The organism is Geobacillus stearothermophilus ATCC 12980, from assembly GCF_030369615.1.
In the GTDB taxonomy this organism is placed as follows: Bacteria; Bacillota; Bacilli; order Bacillales; family Anoxybacillaceae; genus Geobacillus; species Geobacillus stearothermophilus.
Window position 1 is genome coordinate 53,014 of record NZ_CP128494.1, and the last position, 15,989, is coordinate 69,002.

15 protein-coding genes and 2 tRNA genes are annotated in these 15,989 nt (G+C 52.9%); 16 read left to right on the forward strand and 1 reads right to left on the reverse strand.

Translation table 11 applies throughout. The features are described from left to right. Nucleotides 1–277: 277 nt before the first annotated feature. From glmU to pth, 4 genes are all read left to right on the forward strand, one after another. The gene (glmU, locus tag QSJ10_RS00265) at nt 278–1,654 is read left to right on the forward strand and encodes a bifunctional UDP-N-acetylglucosamine diphosphorylase/glucosamine-1-phosphate N-acetyltransferase GlmU (RefSeq protein ID WP_033014205.1); all 1,377 of its coding nucleotides are present in this window, start codon (nt 278–280) and stop codon (nt 1,652–1,654) included. A 12-nt stretch (nt 1,655–1,666) separates the two neighbouring features. Then, nucleotides 1,667–2,614 (forward strand): ribose-phosphate diphosphokinase, encoded by a 948-nt coding sequence (locus tag QSJ10_RS00270; protein ID WP_049624439.1) that lies wholly within the window; start codon nt 1,667–1,669, stop codon nt 2,612–2,614. Nucleotides 2,615–2,691: 77 nt separating this feature from the next. Further along, a complete protein-coding gene (locus QSJ10_RS00275) occupies nt 2,692–3,324 on the forward strand; it encodes a 50S ribosomal protein L25/general stress protein Ctc (protein WP_033014203.1) in 633 nt (210 codons plus the stop codon). A 60-nt stretch (nt 3,325–3,384) separates the two neighbouring features. Continuing rightward, the gene (gene pth / locus QSJ10_RS00280) at nt 3,385–3,957 is read left to right on the forward strand and encodes an aminoacyl-tRNA hydrolase (protein ID WP_053532408.1); all 573 of its coding nucleotides are present in this window, start codon (nt 3,385–3,387) and stop codon (nt 3,955–3,957) included. Between the two features lie 7 nt (nt 3,958–3,964). Here the strand turns inward: pth and QSJ10_RS00285 are convergent, their stop codons facing one another. Beyond that, nucleotides 3,965–4,843, reverse strand: coding sequence for an IS982-like element ISGsp1 family transposase (locus QSJ10_RS00285; RefSeq protein WP_289493442.1), 879 nt, complete (start codon nt 4,841–4,843; stop codon nt 3,965–3,967). A 216-nt stretch (nt 4,844–5,059) separates the two neighbouring features. On the opposite strand from QSJ10_RS00285, the gene fin reads away from it, so the two are divergent. The 12 genes from fin to QSJ10_RS00345 all read left to right on the forward strand — a co-directional run bounded on the left by fin (nt 5,060) and on the right by QSJ10_RS00345 (nt 15,840). Then, entirely contained in the window at nt 5,060–5,290 is a 231-nt protein-coding gene (fin, locus tag QSJ10_RS00290; protein ID WP_033014201.1) for an anti-sigma-F factor Fin, read from the forward strand. Between the two features lie 88 nt (nt 5,291–5,378). Next, nucleotides 5,379–8,912 carry a transcription-repair coupling factor gene (mfd, locus tag QSJ10_RS00295; protein ID WP_033014200.1) on the forward strand — a complete coding sequence of 1,178 codons (3,534 nt, stop codon included), beginning with the start codon at nt 5,379–5,381 and terminating at the stop codon, nt 8,910–8,912. Nucleotides 8,913–9,139: 227 nt separating this feature from the next. Beyond that, entirely contained in the window at nt 9,140–9,676 is a 537-nt protein-coding gene (gene spoVT / locus QSJ10_RS00300) for a stage V sporulation protein T (RefSeq protein WP_033014196.1), read from the forward strand. Between the two features lie 320 nt (nt 9,677–9,996). Next, a complete protein-coding gene (locus QSJ10_RS00305; protein WP_049624442.1) occupies nt 9,997–11,553 on the forward strand; it encodes a putative polysaccharide biosynthesis protein in 1,557 nt (518 codons plus the stop codon). A gap of 6 nt (nt 11,554–11,559) precedes the next feature. Further along, the gene (gene yabN, locus QSJ10_RS00310; protein ID WP_033008979.1) at nt 11,560–13,020 is read left to right on the forward strand and encodes a bifunctional methyltransferase/pyrophosphohydrolase YabN; all 1,461 of its coding nucleotides are present in this window, start codon (nt 11,560–11,562) and stop codon (nt 13,018–13,020) included. A 12-nt stretch (nt 13,021–13,032) separates the two neighbouring features. Next, nucleotides 13,033–13,314: an RNA-binding S4 domain-containing protein gene (locus tag QSJ10_RS00315; protein ID WP_033008978.1), complete on the forward strand. Its 282-nt coding sequence runs from the start codon at nt 13,033–13,035 to the stop codon at nt 13,312–13,314. A 362-nt stretch (nt 13,315–13,676) separates the two neighbouring features. Then, nucleotides 13,677–13,982, forward strand: a complete 306-nt coding sequence (gene yabP, locus QSJ10_RS00320) for a sporulation protein YabP (protein ID WP_033008977.1) — start codon at nt 13,677–13,679, stop codon at nt 13,980–13,982. Then, nucleotides 13,979–14,611, forward strand: a complete 633-nt coding sequence (gene yabQ / locus QSJ10_RS00325; protein ID WP_049624443.1) for a spore cortex biosynthesis protein YabQ — start codon at nt 13,979–13,981, stop codon at nt 14,609–14,611. Before yabP ends, yabQ begins: the two co-directional genes overlap by 4 nt. A gap of 16 nt (nt 14,612–14,627) precedes the next feature. Then, a complete protein-coding gene (locus QSJ10_RS00330) occupies nt 14,628–14,999 on the forward strand; it encodes an FtsB family cell division protein (RefSeq protein ID WP_049624444.1) in 372 nt (123 codons plus the stop codon). Between the two features lie 118 nt (nt 15,000–15,117). Further along, nucleotides 15,118–15,513: a S1 domain-containing RNA-binding protein gene (locus QSJ10_RS00335; protein WP_049624445.1), complete on the forward strand. Its 396-nt coding sequence runs from the start codon at nt 15,118–15,120 to the stop codon at nt 15,511–15,513. A 167-nt stretch (nt 15,514–15,680) separates the two neighbouring features. After that, nucleotides 15,681–15,757, forward strand: a tRNA-Met gene (locus QSJ10_RS00340). A gap of 11 nt (nt 15,758–15,768) precedes the next feature. Next, a tRNA-Glu gene (locus QSJ10_RS00345) sits at nt 15,769–15,840 on the forward strand. Nucleotides 15,841–15,989: the final 149 nt, after the last annotated feature.

The window sequence follows — 15,989 nt, forward strand, 5'->3', positions numbered from 1 at the left end:
TCGGGTCGTCCCAACCCTGGTTCGACGATTTGGGGTTTTTTCGCGCCTTTGAATATGGTACGCATGGAAGGCTTCGCTTGTTTTCGCATTGAATGTTCTCCATGCAACCCGCTATATCTAGTTTACAAAGAACATGATATACATTGATTTGATTATGTGTTTTGGCTGATGCCACCGGCATTCCCCCGCTGGTCGTGGGGCTTCGTCTTTCACGCGCTTGAAGTGGGGGGATCTTCTCTTGGGACTATGATTAAAAGGATAATTGGAGGCTTTTCACATGAAGCGATATGCGGTCGTTTTGGCGGCCGGACAAGGAACGCGGATGAAGTCGAAGCAGTATAAGGTGCTTCATCCCGTTTGCGGCAAGCCAATGGTTCAGCACGTCATGGATCAAGTATCCAAACTTGGGGTGGAAAAAACCGTCACGGTCGTTGGATTTGGGGCGGAGCAGGTGAAAGAGCAGCTTGGCGCCCAATGCGAGTACGCATTGCAAGAGGAACAGCTTGGGACGGCGCATGCGGTGATGCAGGCAGCCCCATATTTGCAAGGTCTCGAAGGGGTGACGATCGTCGTCTGCGGAGACACGCCGCTCATCACCGCTGAGACGATGAAGGCGCTCGTCGAGCACCATTTGGCCGCCAAAGCGAAGGCGACGGTATTGACAGCCATCGCTGACGACCCGGCTGGATATGGCCGCATCGTTCGCAACAGTGCCGGCGGCGTTGAAAAAATTGTTGAACATAAAGATGCGAATGAAGAGGAACGGGCTATTCGCGAGATTAACACTGGAACGTATTGCTTTGACAACCAAACATTGTTTCAAGCGCTTATAAACGTGACAAACAACAACGCCCAAGGGGAATATTATTTAACCGACGTGATTGAAATTATCAAAGCGGGCGGCGGCACAGTATCCGCTTATCAGGCGCCGTCATTTGAGGAAACGATCGGGGTCAATGACCGCATCGCCCTTGCCGAGGCGGAGCGGATCATGCGCGAGCGCATTTGCCGCCGGCATATGGAAAACGGGGTTACGATCATCGACCCGGGCTGCACGTATATTTCCGCCGACGCGACGATTGGCCGTGATACGGTCATTTATCCCGGCACAGTCATCGAAGGCGAAACAGTGATCGGCGAGGATTGCACGATTGGACCGCATGCGGAAATTAAAAACTGTCATATCGGCCACCGCACGTCCATCCGCCATTCGGTCGCCCATGACAGCGAGATCGGCAACGATGTCACGATCGGCCCGTTCGCCCATATCCGTCCGCTGTCGAAAATTGATGACGAGGTGCGGATCGGCAATTTTGTCGAGGTGAAAAAATCGACGTTCGGCAAAGGAAGCAAAGCCTCGCATTTAAGCTATATCGGCGACGCGCAAGTCGGCGCCGATGTCAACCTTGGTTGCGGGTCGATTACCGTCAACTATGATGGCGTGCATAAGTATATGACCAAAATTGAAGACGGGGCGTTTATCGGCTGCAACGTCAACTTGATTGCCCCGGTTACGGTCGGCCGGGGCGCTTACGTCGCCGCCGGATCGACGATCACCGACGACGTTCCCGGCCGCGCCCTCGCCATCGCCCGCGCCCGGCAAGTCAATAAAGAACATTATGTTGATCGCCTGCCAGGCAAGAAAAAATCTTAATGGAGGTTTATCATGTCTGAATGCCAGCACCAACTAAAGTTGTTCGCCCTTAACTCGAACATGAGGCTAGCGAAAGAAATTGCGGAAGTCATGGGGATCGAGCTTAGCAAATGTTCCGTTTCCCGCTTTAGCGACGGGGAGATCCAAATTAACATTGAGGAAAGCATCCGCGGCGACGATGTATTTGTCATTCAATCGACGAGCGTCCCGGTCAATGAGCATTTAATGGAGCTGCTCATTATGATCGATGCGTTAAAGCGGGCGTCAGCGCGTACGATCAATATCGTCATCCCGTATTACGGCTATGCCCGCCAAGATCGGAAAGCGCGGGCGCGCGAGCCGATCACGGCCAAGCTGGTGGCGAACTTGCTTGAGACGGCCGGGGCGTCGCGCGTCATTACGCTTGATTTGCATGCCCCGCAAATCCAAGGGTTTTTTGATATCCCGATCGATCATCTAATGGGCGTGCCGATTTTGGCTGATTATTTTAAAAGCAAACAGTTGGATGACATTGTCGTTGTGTCCCCGGATCACGGCGGCGTAACGCGGGCGCGCAAACTCGCCGACCGTCTGAAAGCGCCATTGGCGATCATCGACAAACGCCGGCCGCGCCCGAACGCGGTGGAAGTGATGAACATTATTGGGCAAGTGAGCGGGAAAACGGCCATTTTGATTGACGACATTATCGACACGGCCGGCACGATTATGCTCGCGGCGAACGCTCTTGTTGAACATGGGGCGAAGGAAGTGTACGCGTGCTGCACCCATCCGGTGCTGTCTGGTCCAGCGATCGAGCGCATTCAAAGTTCCAAAATTAAGGAACTGGTCGTCACCAATTCGATTGCCTTGCCAGAAGAAAAGAAAATTGATAAAATTGTAGAGCTGTCGGTGGCGCCGCTCATTGCTGAAGCGATTACGCGCGTGTATGAAATGAAGTCTGTCAGCGTCCTGTTCGACTAACGCAAGAAAACATGTTTAGCCCTTCTTGTTTTAGGATAAAGTAGTCAATAGATTCTAATTCAGGAAGGTGAAGAAACATGGCGATTGTGTTGGAAGCGAAAGAACGCACAGACAAAAAACGTTCGACATTGCGGCGTATTCGTTCGCAAGGGGGCATTCCAGCGATTTTGTACGGCAAAAAAGTCGAAAACAAAATGATTTTTGTCAGCGCTGCTGAATTGGAGAAGGTGCTTCGTGAAGGTGGGCGCACGAGCTTGATAACATTGAAAGTCGGCGGCGACGACTATTCGGTGCTCTTGCGCGAGCTGCAGCGCGATCCGCTGCGCGGCGAGCTCCTTCACGCTGATTTTCAAGCGGTCGACATGTCGACAGAAGTCGATATTGACGTAGAAGTCCGATTGGTGGGCGAAGCGCCGGGGGTAAAAGACGGCGGCGTGTTGCAGCAAAACTTGCATGAGTTGTCGATCCGCGTCTTGCCGGCGAACATTCCGCCAGCGATTGAAGTGGACATCTCCGGTTTGCAAGTCGGCGATACCGTCACGGTTGGCGATGTGCAGACAGATGGAAAATTTGAAATTAACCATGAACCTTCCGAAGTGATTGCGACGATCTTGCCGCCGCAGCAGGAAGAGGAAATCCATAGCGGCGAGCAGCAAGAGCCGGGGCAGCCTGATGCCGAGGAAGGAAGAGAGACGACGCCAGAAAAGTGACAGACGTAACCGTTTCGGTTACGTCTTTTGTAGTATCATGCATAGAGAGGGGCGCAACGATTGAAGCTGTTTGTCGGGCTTGGAAATCCGGGCAAGGAATACGAGCAAACGCGGCACAACATCGGTTTTTTCGTCATTGATGAGCTGGCCAAACGTTGGGACGTTTCGTTGAAAACCGCCAAGTTCCGCGGCCTGTTCGGAACGGCGTCCGTTTCCGGCGAAAAAGTGGCATTATGCAAACCGTTGACATATATGAATTTATCAGGGGAATGTGTTCGCCCGCTCATCGATTACTATGGCATCGCCATTGAAGATGTCATTGTCATTTACGATGACCTCGATCTTCCGCCAGGAAAAATCCGCCTTCGCTTGAAAGGGAGCTCCGGCGGTCACAACGGTGTCAAATCGCTTATCCATCACCTCGGCACCGAGCAGTTTAAGCGCATTCGCATCGGCATCGGCCGGCCGGCCAGCGGGCAGCCGGTGGCGGATTATGTGCTCAGCCGTTTTACGGAGGAGGAGAAGCCGGCGGTCGCTGAAGCGGTTTTGCGGGCTGCCGATGCGTGCGAACAGGCGGTGGCGGCGCCGTTTACCCAGGTGATGAACGAGTTTAACAAGTACCCGTGGTGCTAGTTGAGCGTCAGCGCTCAACTAGCCCTAGTGTGACCAGGGAATACGCCAACAAGATGCCATCGAGTGCCACTTCAAACCCGGTAATGGAATTCGCTCGAATGTCGGTGATCCGGTATTGGTCTACGAGAATCGAAAACACCGTCTCGATGACTTTGCGTTTTTTCCTGATCCATTCTTCCCATGCCTTGGATGGGCCGTGCTTTTGATTGTGTCGAGACGGTGTCCAGAACGCGGCTTGGTGTTCTTCGTACAGCTTTTCTCGAAGAGCGTGGCTGATGTACCCTTTGTCCCCAAAGTTGTAGGGATGAGGGATTTGAGTCATCACCGTTTCAGCGGCTTTGACGTCGTGGCAGGACGCTTCCGTCACGACATAGCCCATGGCCAGCCCTTGATTGGTCACTTGAAGATGCAGCTTGAAACCGTAGTACCATTGCTTTTTGGAAGCACAATACCCCATATCCGCGATCCCTCGAAATCGCTTGACGCGCTGCATTCTTGCGGGATGGCACAACGGAAGAGGCAAGCTGTCGACGACCGCATAAGCATGGTGTTGGCCACGTTTCGCCAGCTCATGACGGATCCATTTGATGGCGAAACCAAGCGCCCCGCAGCGGCGGTTGTATCGGGAGCGTTCAAGAAACGAGCCGTTTGTGAACAAATTTCCCGTGACAAAACGATGCCAGGCTCGTTCGGAAGAAAAGCCCAGCAGCTTCCCCAAAAGGTGAACCGCCATGACCACTTCGTCTTCTTGCTTGACCAAGTGACGGTTGCGGCGATGAAGATACATTTGAATCAACGACAGTTGGGCAGAAACAAAACAGAAAATAGCGGCATATTGTTTTTGAAGTTTGGCTGGATCTGTAGTAAAATGAAAGTGCTCTTGCATGGGGGATCTCTCCTTTCGAATGTTGGGTGACACTTTCATTCTACTGGAGATCCGCCAGCAAGGGCTATTTTTATGCTTGATCAAGTTTATCTAGCACCACGGGTTAACAAGTGAATATTTTCCTCCAAACTGGTGCACAATGTGAGTACGGAAGGCATGGGGCGCCGGCTCCATCCGCCCTGCGGACGGAACAGCCCAGTGAGGAGGTTTGCTTCGATGGCATTGCATTACTATTGCCGCCATTGCGGCGCCAGAGTCGGAACTATTGAACAGGTATCCGTCTATAGCGAAAAGCTCGGATTCCACCATTTAACGGAAGAGGAACGGCTTGATATGATTTCGTACAAGCCGAACGGGGATATTCACGTCAAAACCATTTGCGAAGACTGTCAAGAAGCGTTGGCGCGAAATCCGGAGTGGCATCAATACGAAAAATTTATCCATTAGGCGCAGCTTTGGGCGACCAAAGCATTTTTATGTTTTGGCTGAACGTGGAAAGAGAAAGAAACTAGCATTGAGAGGAGGGAGAATAGGGGTGCTTTCATTGCATCGCTATTTAGCTGAGAACCAAGATGTTCGCACCATCATAGAAGGAATCCACGCCCGCCTGAAAGAACAGCTTGTCGCCGGGCTGTCGGGGTCGGCCCGGTCTGTTTTTGTTTCCACGCTTTATAAGGAAACGGGACGCCCGTTGCTCGTAGTGGCTTACAACTTGTTTCAGGCGCAAAAAATGTATGATGACCTCGTTTCGCTGCTCGGTCCGGACGAGGTGTTTCTGTATTCCGTCGATGAAGTGATCGCCGCCGAAATGGCAGTCGCCAGTCCGGAGCTGAAGGCACAACGCCTCGAAATTATGAACCATTGGGTGCAAGGCGGGAAGGGGATCGTCGTCTGTCCGGTCGCCGGCCTGCGGCGCTTGCTGCCGCCGCCATCGCTTTGGAAACAGTATTTGTTCACGTTCACGGTTGGACAAGAGCTGGATCTCGAGCAGTATAAACAGCGGTTTGTCCAAATGGGATACAAGCGGGTGGCAACTGTTTCCGCCCCTGGGGAGTTCAGCATCCGCGGCGGCATCGTGGATATTTATCCGCTCACGGCCGAGCTCCCGTACCGGATCGAGCTGTTTGATACGGAAATCGAATCGATTCGCACGTTCACCCCCGATGATCAGCGCTCGCACGGGCAAGTAGAGAGTATCGCCATCGGCCCAGCCGACGAAATCATTCTCGACGAGGGGACGCGGCAGCGGGGGATTGAACGAATTGAAGCCGGTTTGGCGGCCAGCCTCGAAAAAATGAAGGATGACGCCGCCAAGCAGCGGATGTACGAACAGATCCATGCCGAATTGGAACAGTTGCGCGAGGGCCGGGAAATCGAGCAACAATATAAATATATGTCCCTTTTCTATGAGAACGTTTCAAGTTTGCTAGATTATATGCCGGAAGACGGCGTGCTGCTGATGGATGAAATGAGCCGGTTGCAGGAGACGGCGGAGCGGCTCGACCGCGAAGAAGCGGATTGGTATACAAGCCTGCTTGACAGCGGGAAAATCATTCATGATGTGCCCATTTCACACTCACTTTCTGAATTGTTGAAAAAACATCGATTCCAGCGGGTTTATTTGTCCTTGTTTTTGCGCCATGCGCCTTATACCCATCCGCAAAATGTCGTCAATATTACGTGCAAGCAAATGCAAAACTTCCACGGACAAATGGCGCTTCTCCAGTCTGAAGTCGAGCGTTGGAAGAAAGCGAATTACGCCGTCGTCTTTTTGGCGCCGGATGCCGAACGGGCAAAAAGGCTGCAGTCAGTTTTGGAAGATTATGGGGTCGATGCAGCGCCGCTTCCGCCTGAGGCCGCACTGCTTTACGGCAAATGCCAACTTCTCGAAGGCGATTTAAATACAGGATTTGAGCTGCCGCTGCAAAAGCTGGCTGTCATTACGGAAGAGGAACTGTTTAAGAAGCGAGCGAAACGCCCGGTGCGCCGGCAAAAGCTGTCCAACGCCGAGCGGATTAAAAGCTACGCTGAACTGCAAGTCGGCGATTACGTCGTCCATGTCAACCACGGCATCGGAAAATATTTAGGCATCGAGACGTTAGAAATCAATGGAGTGCATAAAGACTACATCCATATCCAATATCAAGGCGGCGACACGCTGTACGTCCCGGTCGACCAAATGGATCAAGTGCAAAAGTACGTCGGTTCGGAAGGAAAAGAGCCGAAAATTTATAAGCTTGGCGGCTCGGAATGGAAAAAAGTCAAAAAGAAAGTGGAATCGTCTGTTCAAGATATCGCGGAAGATTTGATCAAGTTGTATGCCGAGCGCGAGGCGAGCAAGGGGTACGCGTTTTCGCCGGACACGGAAATGCAGCGCGAATTTGAGGCCGCGTTTCCATATCAAGAGACGGAAGACCAGCTCCGGTCGATTGAAGAAATTAAGCGCGATATGGAAAGCGAAAAGCCGATGGACCGCCTCCTTTGCGGCGATGTCGGCTACGGGAAAACGGAAGTGGCGCTGCGCGCGGCGTTTAAAGCCATTATGGACGGCAAGCAAGTCGCTTTTCTTGTGCCGACGACGATTTTGGCTCAGCAGCATTACGAAACGGTTCGTGAGCGGTTTCAAGGATTTCCGATTAACGTCGGGCTGCTCAACCGGTTCCGCACGAAAAAACAGCAGGCGGAGACGATCAAAGGGTTGAAAGACGGCACAATCGATATGGTCATTGGCACGCACCGGCTGCTGTCGAAGGATGTCAAGTTTAAGGATTTAGGGTTGCTCATCATCGACGAGGAGCAGCGGTTTGGCGTGGCGCATAAAGAAAAAATCAAGCAGCTGAAAGCGAATATCGACGTGCTCACCTTAACGGCGACGCCGATTCCGCGGACGCTTCATATGTCGATGATCGGCGTGCGCGATTTATCGATCATCGAGACGCCGCCGGAAAACCGGTTCCCGGTGCAGACGTATGTCATGGAATATACGCCGGAGCTTGTCAAAGAGGCGATTGAACGTGAGCTCGCCCGCGATGGGCAAGTGTTTTTCCTCTACAACCATATTGAAGACATCGACTTGAAAGCGGAAGAAATCGCCCAGCTTGTCCCGGAAGCACGCGTCACGTTCGCGCACGGGCGGATGTCAGAAACCGAACTTGAATCAACGATTTTAGCGTTTTTGGAAGGACAATATGACGTGCTCGTGACGACGACGATTATTGAGACAGGCGTCGATATTCCAAACGTCAATACACTCATCGTGTACGATGCCGACCGGATGGGGCTGTCGCAGCTGTACCAGCTGCGCGGGCGCGTCGGCCGTTCGAACCGCGTTGCCTACGCGTATTTCACCTACCGGAAAGACAAAGTGCTGAATGAAACGGCGGAAAAACGGCTGCAAGCCATTAAAGAGTTCACCGAGCTTGGCTCCGGCTTTAAAATCGCCATGCGTGACTTGTCGATCCGTGGCGCCGGCAATATTCTCGGCGCTGAACAGCACGGCTTTATCGACTCGGTCGGATTTGACTTATATTCGCAAATGTTGAAAGAGGCGATCGAAAAACGGCGCGGCTTGAAACGAGAAGACGAGCGGCCGGAAGTGACGATCGACGTGGAAGTCGACGCCTACATTCCGGATGCCTACATTTCCGATGGGCTGCAAAAAATCGAGATGTACAAGCGGTTTAAAGCGGTCGAGACGCTCGAAGATGTTGAAGCGCTGCGCGAAGAGATGGTGGACCGCTTCGGCGATTATCCGGATGCCGTCGCCTATTTGCTACAGATTGCCGAGATCAAAGTGCTGGCGAAACAGCTCGGTGTTGAATCGATTAAGCAACATAAGCAGCAAGTTGACATTCTATTCACTGAAGAAGCGTCGAAAACGGTGGAGATTCAGCGCTTGTCCGGCGTCGGCCGGCAGTACGGGCGCCTGTTTGGGTTTGGCATGGAGGGGGTGAAGCTGAAAATTGTGCTTTACATTAAGCAAATGAAAGCGCACGAGTGGCTGGCGATTTTATATGAGACGTTGAGGGAATTGTCCGGAGTGAAAAACGAAAAGTCGATCATCGCCTAGCTATAAAGAAAAAATGAGGCGTTATGTTCATTTTATACGTTTACGGTTTTGCTGATGTGGCGATAGTGAAGGATGGGCAATTTTACTAAAATGGCCAAAATCACTTTCATCGTGCATAGAACGTGGATTGTGAAGGATACTAATGACAACAATGGTGAATTCCCCATTACAACAGGGTTCATCGGAGTATCCTTCAAATCCTAGATGAAAGTGAGGGTATACAAGGCATGAAAGCAACCGGTATTGTTCGTCGGATTGACGACTTAGGCAGGGTTGTAATTCCGAAGGAAATTCGCAGAACATTACGCATTCGCGAAGGAGATCCGCTCGAAATATTTGTCGATCGCGATGGAGAGGTCATTTTGAAAAAATATTCGCCGATCAGTGAGCTCGGCGACTTTGCCAAGGAGTACGCCGAGGCGCTGTTTGACAGCCTCGGACAGCCGGTGCTCATTTGCGACCGCGACGTATTTATTGCCGTTGCCGGTGTTTCGAAAAAAGAATACATGAACAAAAGCGTCAGCCCGTTAGTGGAGAGAGCCATGGAAGATCGCAACTCCGTTCTCCATACGGAGGAGGGCGAGGTCGAGCTGGTCGACGGGATGACGGAAACGTTGAAGTCGTATACGATCGGCCCGATTGTGGCCAACGGCGATCCGATTGGAGCCGTCATCATTTTATCGCGCGAGAAAACGCTCGGCGAAGTTGAACATAAAGCAGTGGAAACAGCGGCCAGCTTTTTGGCCCGGCAAATGGAACAATAAATGGAACGCAAAAAGAGGGTGTCCCAAAAGATCGGGACACCCTTTTTGATCGGGCCGCACATTTATCGTTGATGGGAGAAGGTCGGGATCTTTTCCTTTCTGCTTTGTCTGCAATGGGGTTGCTATGTTGGTTGGTCCGTTCCCGTTCCGCTGGACTGAGGCCATGGCCGATGGGCGGCTCCCGCTTTTGTCTCATCGCCTGCATTGCGCTATAATATCGAGCGTAGCCGTTTGTTGCGGTAATGTTGACGGTTTGTGCGGCCAGTGCTCTTGATGGACTGTTCGCCATCTGGCGCCATACAAGCGGGAGGATAAGGGGCATGGGAAACGTATGGAAAGGTGCAGCTGCCTTGACTGCTGCCACTTTGCTTACGAAGCTGTTAAGCGCGCTCTACCGCATCCCGTATCAAAATATGGTCGGGGATGTCGGTTTTTATATTTACCAACAAGTTTACCCCATTTATGGAATCGTTGTCGCGCTGTCGCTGACCGGTTACCCGGTTGCCATTTCGAAGCTCATCGCTGAGCGGCTGGCGGCGCGGGACGAGGCGGGAGCGGCCGCTGTCGGCCGCATCGCGCTGCTGCTGTTGGGCGGGGCGGGAGCGGTGTTGTTTGCCGTGTTATATATAGGAGCCGGCGCCATTTCGTTATGGATGGGCGACAGGCAGCTTGAAGGGTTGGTGCGGGTGCTTTCATTTTCATGCTTATTCTTTCCGCTCATTGCGGTGTTGCGCGGCGTTTTTCAAGGGCGCCATGACATGGCGCCGACGGCAGTGTCCCAAGTCGGCGAGCAGACGGTGCGTGTGACGGCGATTTTAGGGTTGTCTTATTGGGCGATCAAGCGCGGCGCTGACGCCTATGCGTGCGGCATGGCTGCGGTCGGCGGGACGTTGGCGGGCATGGCGGCCGCGCTTCTCATCTTGCTCTTTTATCTGGTCCGGCGCGGACGGCAAAAACCGGCCGGGCATACGCCGCCCGGCTCGGTGCGACAGGCGGGATGGCATTTGCTTACAGTTGGAACGGTCATTTGTTTCACCAACATGGTGTTGACGCTTGTTCCGCTCGTCGACTCGTTTTTGTTCGTCCCGCTTCTCCAAGAAACCGGGCTGGAGTTGAATGAGGTGAAAGAGTTAAAAGGGGTGTACGACCGCGGCCAGCCGCTGATTCAGCTTGGCACGGCTGTCGGCACATCGCTTTCATTGGCGCTTGTTCCGTTCGTTTCCGGCATGCGGCGCGGGCGGGAGCCGTCCTTTCTGCACAGCATGTTGCCGATCCGGTTCGCCGCGGTCATCGGCGTCGGCGCTTCATCGGGGCTCATTTGCCTCATTCGCCCGATCAACACCATGCTGTTTGAAAACGACCGCGGTTCGTTGGTCCTTGCCGTCTTGTCCGCTTCTGTCTTTTTTGCGACGATGGCGTTGACTGCCTCCGCTTTATTGCAAGGAATGGGGAAAGAGTGGACAGCGGCGGCCGGCGTGGCGGCGGCTTTGGCAGGGAAAATCGTCCTTATGCGCTGGCTTGTGCCGTCGTTCGGCGCCCTTGGCGCCGCCTTGGCGACAACAGGGGCTTATGCGCTTATGGCAGGCTTCTTATACGTGCGTTTGCCGCGTGAATACCGGTCAGCGCGCGCGCGAGTATGCATATATCCAATTGTGAAGGCGGCTGTCGCCATGATGGCGGTGCTGAAGTTGTATACATGGTTAATGGACGCTTCAGGCGGGGGACGCCTATGGGCGTCCGCCGAGGCGCTTGGCGGCGTCGTTCTCGGCGCGGCTGTCTATATCGCATGCATCGTGAGGGGGAGTGTATTTTCCGAACAAGAGTTGTCCGCTCTCCCGTTCGTTCACAAATTTCATTTACGATTAGGAAGCAGGTGATCAGCGGTGAATACGATTTATATTTTCGGCCTTGGCGCCGGGGATGTGGAGCAGCTGACGGTCGGCGTGTATCGAAAGCTAAAAAAGGCGCATCCGCTTTTTTTGCGGACGAAGGAGCATCCGGCGGCCGAAGGGCTTCAAGAAGAGGGCATCGCGTTTACATCGTTTGATGATGTTTACGAAAAGCATGAGCAATTTGCTGATGTATATGAAGAAATTGCCGGCACTCTCATCGAGCAGGCAAAACACGGGGATGTGTTTTACGCTGTCCCTGGCCATCCGCTTGTCGCCGAACGGACGGTGCAGCTGTTGTTGGAAGCGGAGCAACGCGGCGATTGCCGGGTGGTCATCGAGGGCGGGCAAAGCTTTTTAGATGCGTTGTTTACAGCGGTGCGCATTGATCCAATCGAGGGGTTCCAGCTGTTGGATGCGACCGCTTTCCAAGGGGACGAATGGTCGCCATCGCTGCATGCTGTCTTTTGCCAAGTGTACGACCCGTTCGTCGCTTCGAATGTGAAACTGTCGCTGATGGAACAGCTTCCGGACGACTATCCGGTCTATATTGTGACCGCGGCCGGGACGAAGAGCGAACAAGTGAAGCAAGTGCCGCTCTATGAATTGGACCGTCAGGCGGCGCTTGACAATTTAACGAGCGTCTATGTGCCGCCGGTCAAGGATGAGCCGCTGCTATACCATCGGTTTGAAACGTTGCGCCGCGTCATCGCGACGTTGAGAGGGCCGCACGGCTGCCCGTGGGACCGGAAGCAGACGCATGCGTCGCTGAAGCGGTACTTGCTTGAAGAGGCGTATGAGTTGCTTGAAGCCATTGACGATGATGACGATGACCATATGGTCGAAGAGCTCGGTGACGTGCTGCTGCAAGTGATGCTCCATGCCCAGATCGGCGCTGACCGTGGGATGTTTTCGATTGATGACGTCATCCGGACATTGACTGCGAAGATGATTCGCCGCCATCCGCACGTATTTGGCGATGCGACGGCTGAAACAGCTGAGCAAGTTACAGCGAACTGGGAAAAAATTAAGGAGAAGGAAAAAGGGACCGGCCGGCCAGCGTCGATTTTAGCGGATGTTCCAAAAAGCCTGCCGGGGACGATGCGGGCGTATGAGCTGCAGAAAAAAGCAGCAAACGTCGGCTTTGACTGGGACGATGCCGCTCCCATTTGGGAAAAGGTAGAGGAAGAAATGGCGGAGTTCCGGGCTGAAGCTTCGGGCGGCCGCCGCGCGGCGCTCGTCAGCGAGTTCGGCGACGTATTGTTTGCGCTTATCAACCTTGCCCGCTATTATGATATTCAACCCGAAGAAGCATTGCAGATGGCGAACGACAAATTCGCCCGCCGCTTCGCCTACATTGAGGAGCAAGTGCGAAAAAGCGGCCGACCGATCACATCGTTCTCGCTCGCTGAGCTCGACCGCTTTTGGGAAGAAGCAAAAGAAAACGAACAGTAAGGGGGAAAGGGCATGCGCCTTGATAAATTTTTAAAAGTATCCCGCCTCATTAAACGCCGCACATTGGCAAAAGAAGTCGCCGACCAAGGCCGGGTGTGGATCAACGGCCACGTCGCGAAGGCAAGTTCAGATGTAAAAATCGGCGATGAACTGACGATTCAGTTCGGGCAAAAACGGGTAACGGTAAAAGTGACTAGTGTAAAAGAAACGGTGAAAAAAGAAGAGGCAGCCGAAATGTACGAGCTCGTTCGCGAGGAACGGACGGCCCCTGATCCGGATCAAGGCGGCGTTTAACGGATTTCCGAAAGACGTCTCCTGTCTCAGGGAGCGCGAAGGGCGAAGCCTAGTGAATAGGGGGAAGTGAATTTCGGCCGGCAATCGCCAATTGAATATCATTCGGTTCTTGTTCGAACGGGCGCCTTCGGAACGAAGGGAAGCGTCAAGGATTCCTGTGCAGGGCTGCCGTTCAGCGGAGCACGCACAAGGCGCTGGAAGCCCCCGCCTCTAAGTGAAGCGCAGGCGGTGGGGGTTCACTTTGTCCTTAAGGCTTGTTCTAAACGATCCCCCGCTGACATACATATGGTACAGACAGCGGATGAGAAACAACGGGCGGCCTAGCCGGCTTTCATTCTAAATCGGAAATGCGGGGGATGAACATGAACCGACATGAGGAATTTGGCGGAAACACGAACAAAGGCCCGGTCCAAGAACACGACGTGATCATGCGCGGCCGGCGCCTCCTTGACATTACCGGGGTCAAACAAGTGGAAAGCTTTGACAATGAGGAGTTTTTGCTTGAGACGGTCATGGGTTTTTTGGCGATCCGCGGGCAGAATTTGCAAATGAAAAACTTAGATGTCGACAAAGGCGTCGTTTCGATTAAAGGGCGCATTTTTGACCTCGTTTACTTAGACGATCATCAGGAGAAGGCTAAAGGATTCTTTAGCAAGTTGTTCAAATGACCATCACCACACAGTTCCTCACCATGCTCGCGATGATTGGCATGGGGGGCTGGCTCGGCATGGCGCTGGACACGTACAATCGGTTTCTCAACCGGCGTGAACGGGCGCACTGGCTCGTTTTCGTGAACGATGTACTGTTTTGGGCGGTGCAGGCGCTTCTCGTATTTTATGTGTTGCTGCTCGTCAACAATGGCGAGCTTCGCTTTTATCTGTTTTTGGCGCTGTTGTGCGGCTATGCCGCCTATCAAAGCCTGCTCCGTTCGTTGTACGTTCGGGTGCTGGAATGGCTCATTCAGCTGGCGGTCAGAACCGGAAACATCATCGCCCAGCTGTTCCGTTACATCGTGATCCGCCCGCTCGTTCTTCTCGGGCAAATGGCGCTTGCGCTTCTTTTGTTTGCCTGGCGGCTTGTGATATGGATGGGACGATTTTTGTTGCTTGCGGTTTGGAAAGCCGTTGTTCTTCTGTTTGCCCCGTTTCGTTGGACGGGCATCGCCGTTTGGCGGCGGATTCCGCCGTCCCGCCGGGCCTGGGTGGAAAAATTTTTTCGCCGTTTGAAGGGATTTGCTGGACAAATCAAGAATACACAAGAGAAAATAGGCATGTGGCTGGCGAAATGGCGAAAGTAAAAGAGGTGCAAAGGCAATGAACATGCCCAGGAGAACAAACGTGACGAAGCTGGCATCGACGTATGCGGCCGAGCAGGAGGAGAAACAGCGGAGGGCGTCGCGAAGACGGCGAATTTTGGCCATCCGTTTTGCCTTTTGGTCGTTGCTGTTGGCCGTGGTCGCCTCCGTCCTTGTCTATGCTTTGCACCTGCAGGCAAAGACGGTTGATGCGAAAAGGGCGGAAAAAGAAAGGTTGACCAAACAGCTTGCGGAACTGAAACGCCAGAAAAAGCAGATGAAAGAGGAAATGAAAAGGCTGCATGATGATGACTACATCGCTGAGCTGGCGCGAAAAAAATATTATTTGTCAAAGGATGGGGAAATTATTTTTGTGTTGCCCGAAAAGTAACAAATCCCTCCAATGCCCGTTCAATACGGGCATTCGTCATATTGACACTTATTTTTTTTATTCGCTATAATGAAATCAACACCATCTTTAAAGCGTTTTAAGGAGGAGCACTTTTTTTATGTCGATTGAAGTAGGCAGCAAGTTACAAGGCAAAGTCACAGGCATTACGAAATTCGGGGCGTTTGTGGAGCTGCCGGAAGGTGTGACAGGACTCGTTCATATCAGCGAGGTAGCCGATAACTACGTCAAAGATATCAACGACCATTTGAAAGTCGGCGACACGGTGTATGTCAAAGTCATTAACGTCGGCCAAGACGGAAAGATCGGCTTGTCCATTCGCAAAGCAAAGGATACGCCTTCTTCGCAGCGGCCGCGCCGGGCGCATGACCGCTCTGCGGCTGACAGCTTAGAGCAAAAAATCAGCCGTTTCCTGAAAGAGAGTGAAGACCGATTGGCGTCGTTGCGCCGCCATACCGAATCGAAGCGGGGAGGTCGTGGATCGAGACGCGGGTAACTTGCTGCTGAATGAATGCCGGAAAGATGACGAATAGGGGGACAACAAAGCATCCATGGTCATGGATGCTTCTTTGTTGGGTTTGGCGAAAGAAAGGATGTATTTTCCGGAACGATACATATTGACAATCGGTATGGGCTCCAGTATTATATTAAATGTTGCCACACGGCGGTGTAGCTCAGCTGGCTAGAGCGTACGGTTCATACCCGTGAGGTCGGGGGTTCGATCCCCTCCACCGCCACCAAAATTCAATATGGCCCGTTGGTCAAGTGGTTAAGACACCGCCCTTTCACGGCGGTAACACGGGTTCGAATCCCGTACGGGTCATCATCATTGACGAACGAGCATGCGCCATGAAGCGACATGCTCGTTTTTCGTTTTTGTCTGCTTCTGTCGGAACAAAAACGTTGCCTGCACATTGTCGGGAAAAACGTCGAACGATTTTTTATTTTTCTCCGTTGTTTTGACAAATTTTT

Excerpts from the sequence above, each read along its gene's own strand:
- QSJ10_RS00335 (WP_049624445.1), top strand. The coding sequence starts at position 15,118 with ATGTCGATTGAAGTAGGCAGCAAGTTACAAGGCAAAGTCACAGGCATT.
- QSJ10_RS00270 (WP_049624439.1), top strand. The coding sequence starts at position 1,667 with ATGTCTGAATGCCAGCACCAACTAAAGTTGTTCGCCCTTAACTCGAAC.
- QSJ10_RS00275 (WP_033014203.1), top strand. The coding sequence starts at position 2,692 with ATGGCGATTGTGTTGGAAGCGAAAGAACGCACAGACAAAAAACGTTCG.
- spoVT (WP_033014196.1), top strand. The coding sequence starts at position 9,140 with ATGAAAGCAACCGGTATTGTTCGTCGGATTGACGACTTAGGCAGGGTT.
- glmU (WP_033014205.1), top strand. The coding sequence starts at position 278 with ATGAAGCGATATGCGGTCGTTTTGGCGGCCGGACAAGGAACGCGGATG.
- yabQ (WP_049624443.1), top strand. The coding sequence starts at position 13,979 with ATGACCATCACCACACAGTTCCTCACCATGCTCGCGATGATTGGCATG.
- QSJ10_RS00315 (WP_033008978.1), top strand. The coding sequence starts at position 13,033 with ATGCGCCTTGATAAATTTTTAAAAGTATCCCGCCTCATTAAACGCCGC.
- QSJ10_RS00330 (WP_049624444.1), top strand. The coding sequence starts at position 14,628 with ATGAACATGCCCAGGAGAACAAACGTGACGAAGCTGGCATCGACGTAT.
- fin (WP_033014201.1), top strand. The coding sequence starts at position 5,060 with ATGGCATTGCATTACTATTGCCGCCATTGCGGCGCCAGAGTCGGAACT.
- yabP (WP_033008977.1), top strand. The coding sequence starts at position 13,677 with ATGAACCGACATGAGGAATTTGGCGGAAACACGAACAAAGGCCCGGTC.
- QSJ10_RS00285 (WP_289493442.1), bottom strand. The coding sequence starts at position 4,843 with ATGCAAGAGCACTTTCATTTTACTACAGATCCAGCCAAACTTCAAAAA.
- QSJ10_RS00305 (WP_049624442.1), top strand. The coding sequence starts at position 9,997 with ATGGGAAACGTATGGAAAGGTGCAGCTGCCTTGACTGCTGCCACTTTG.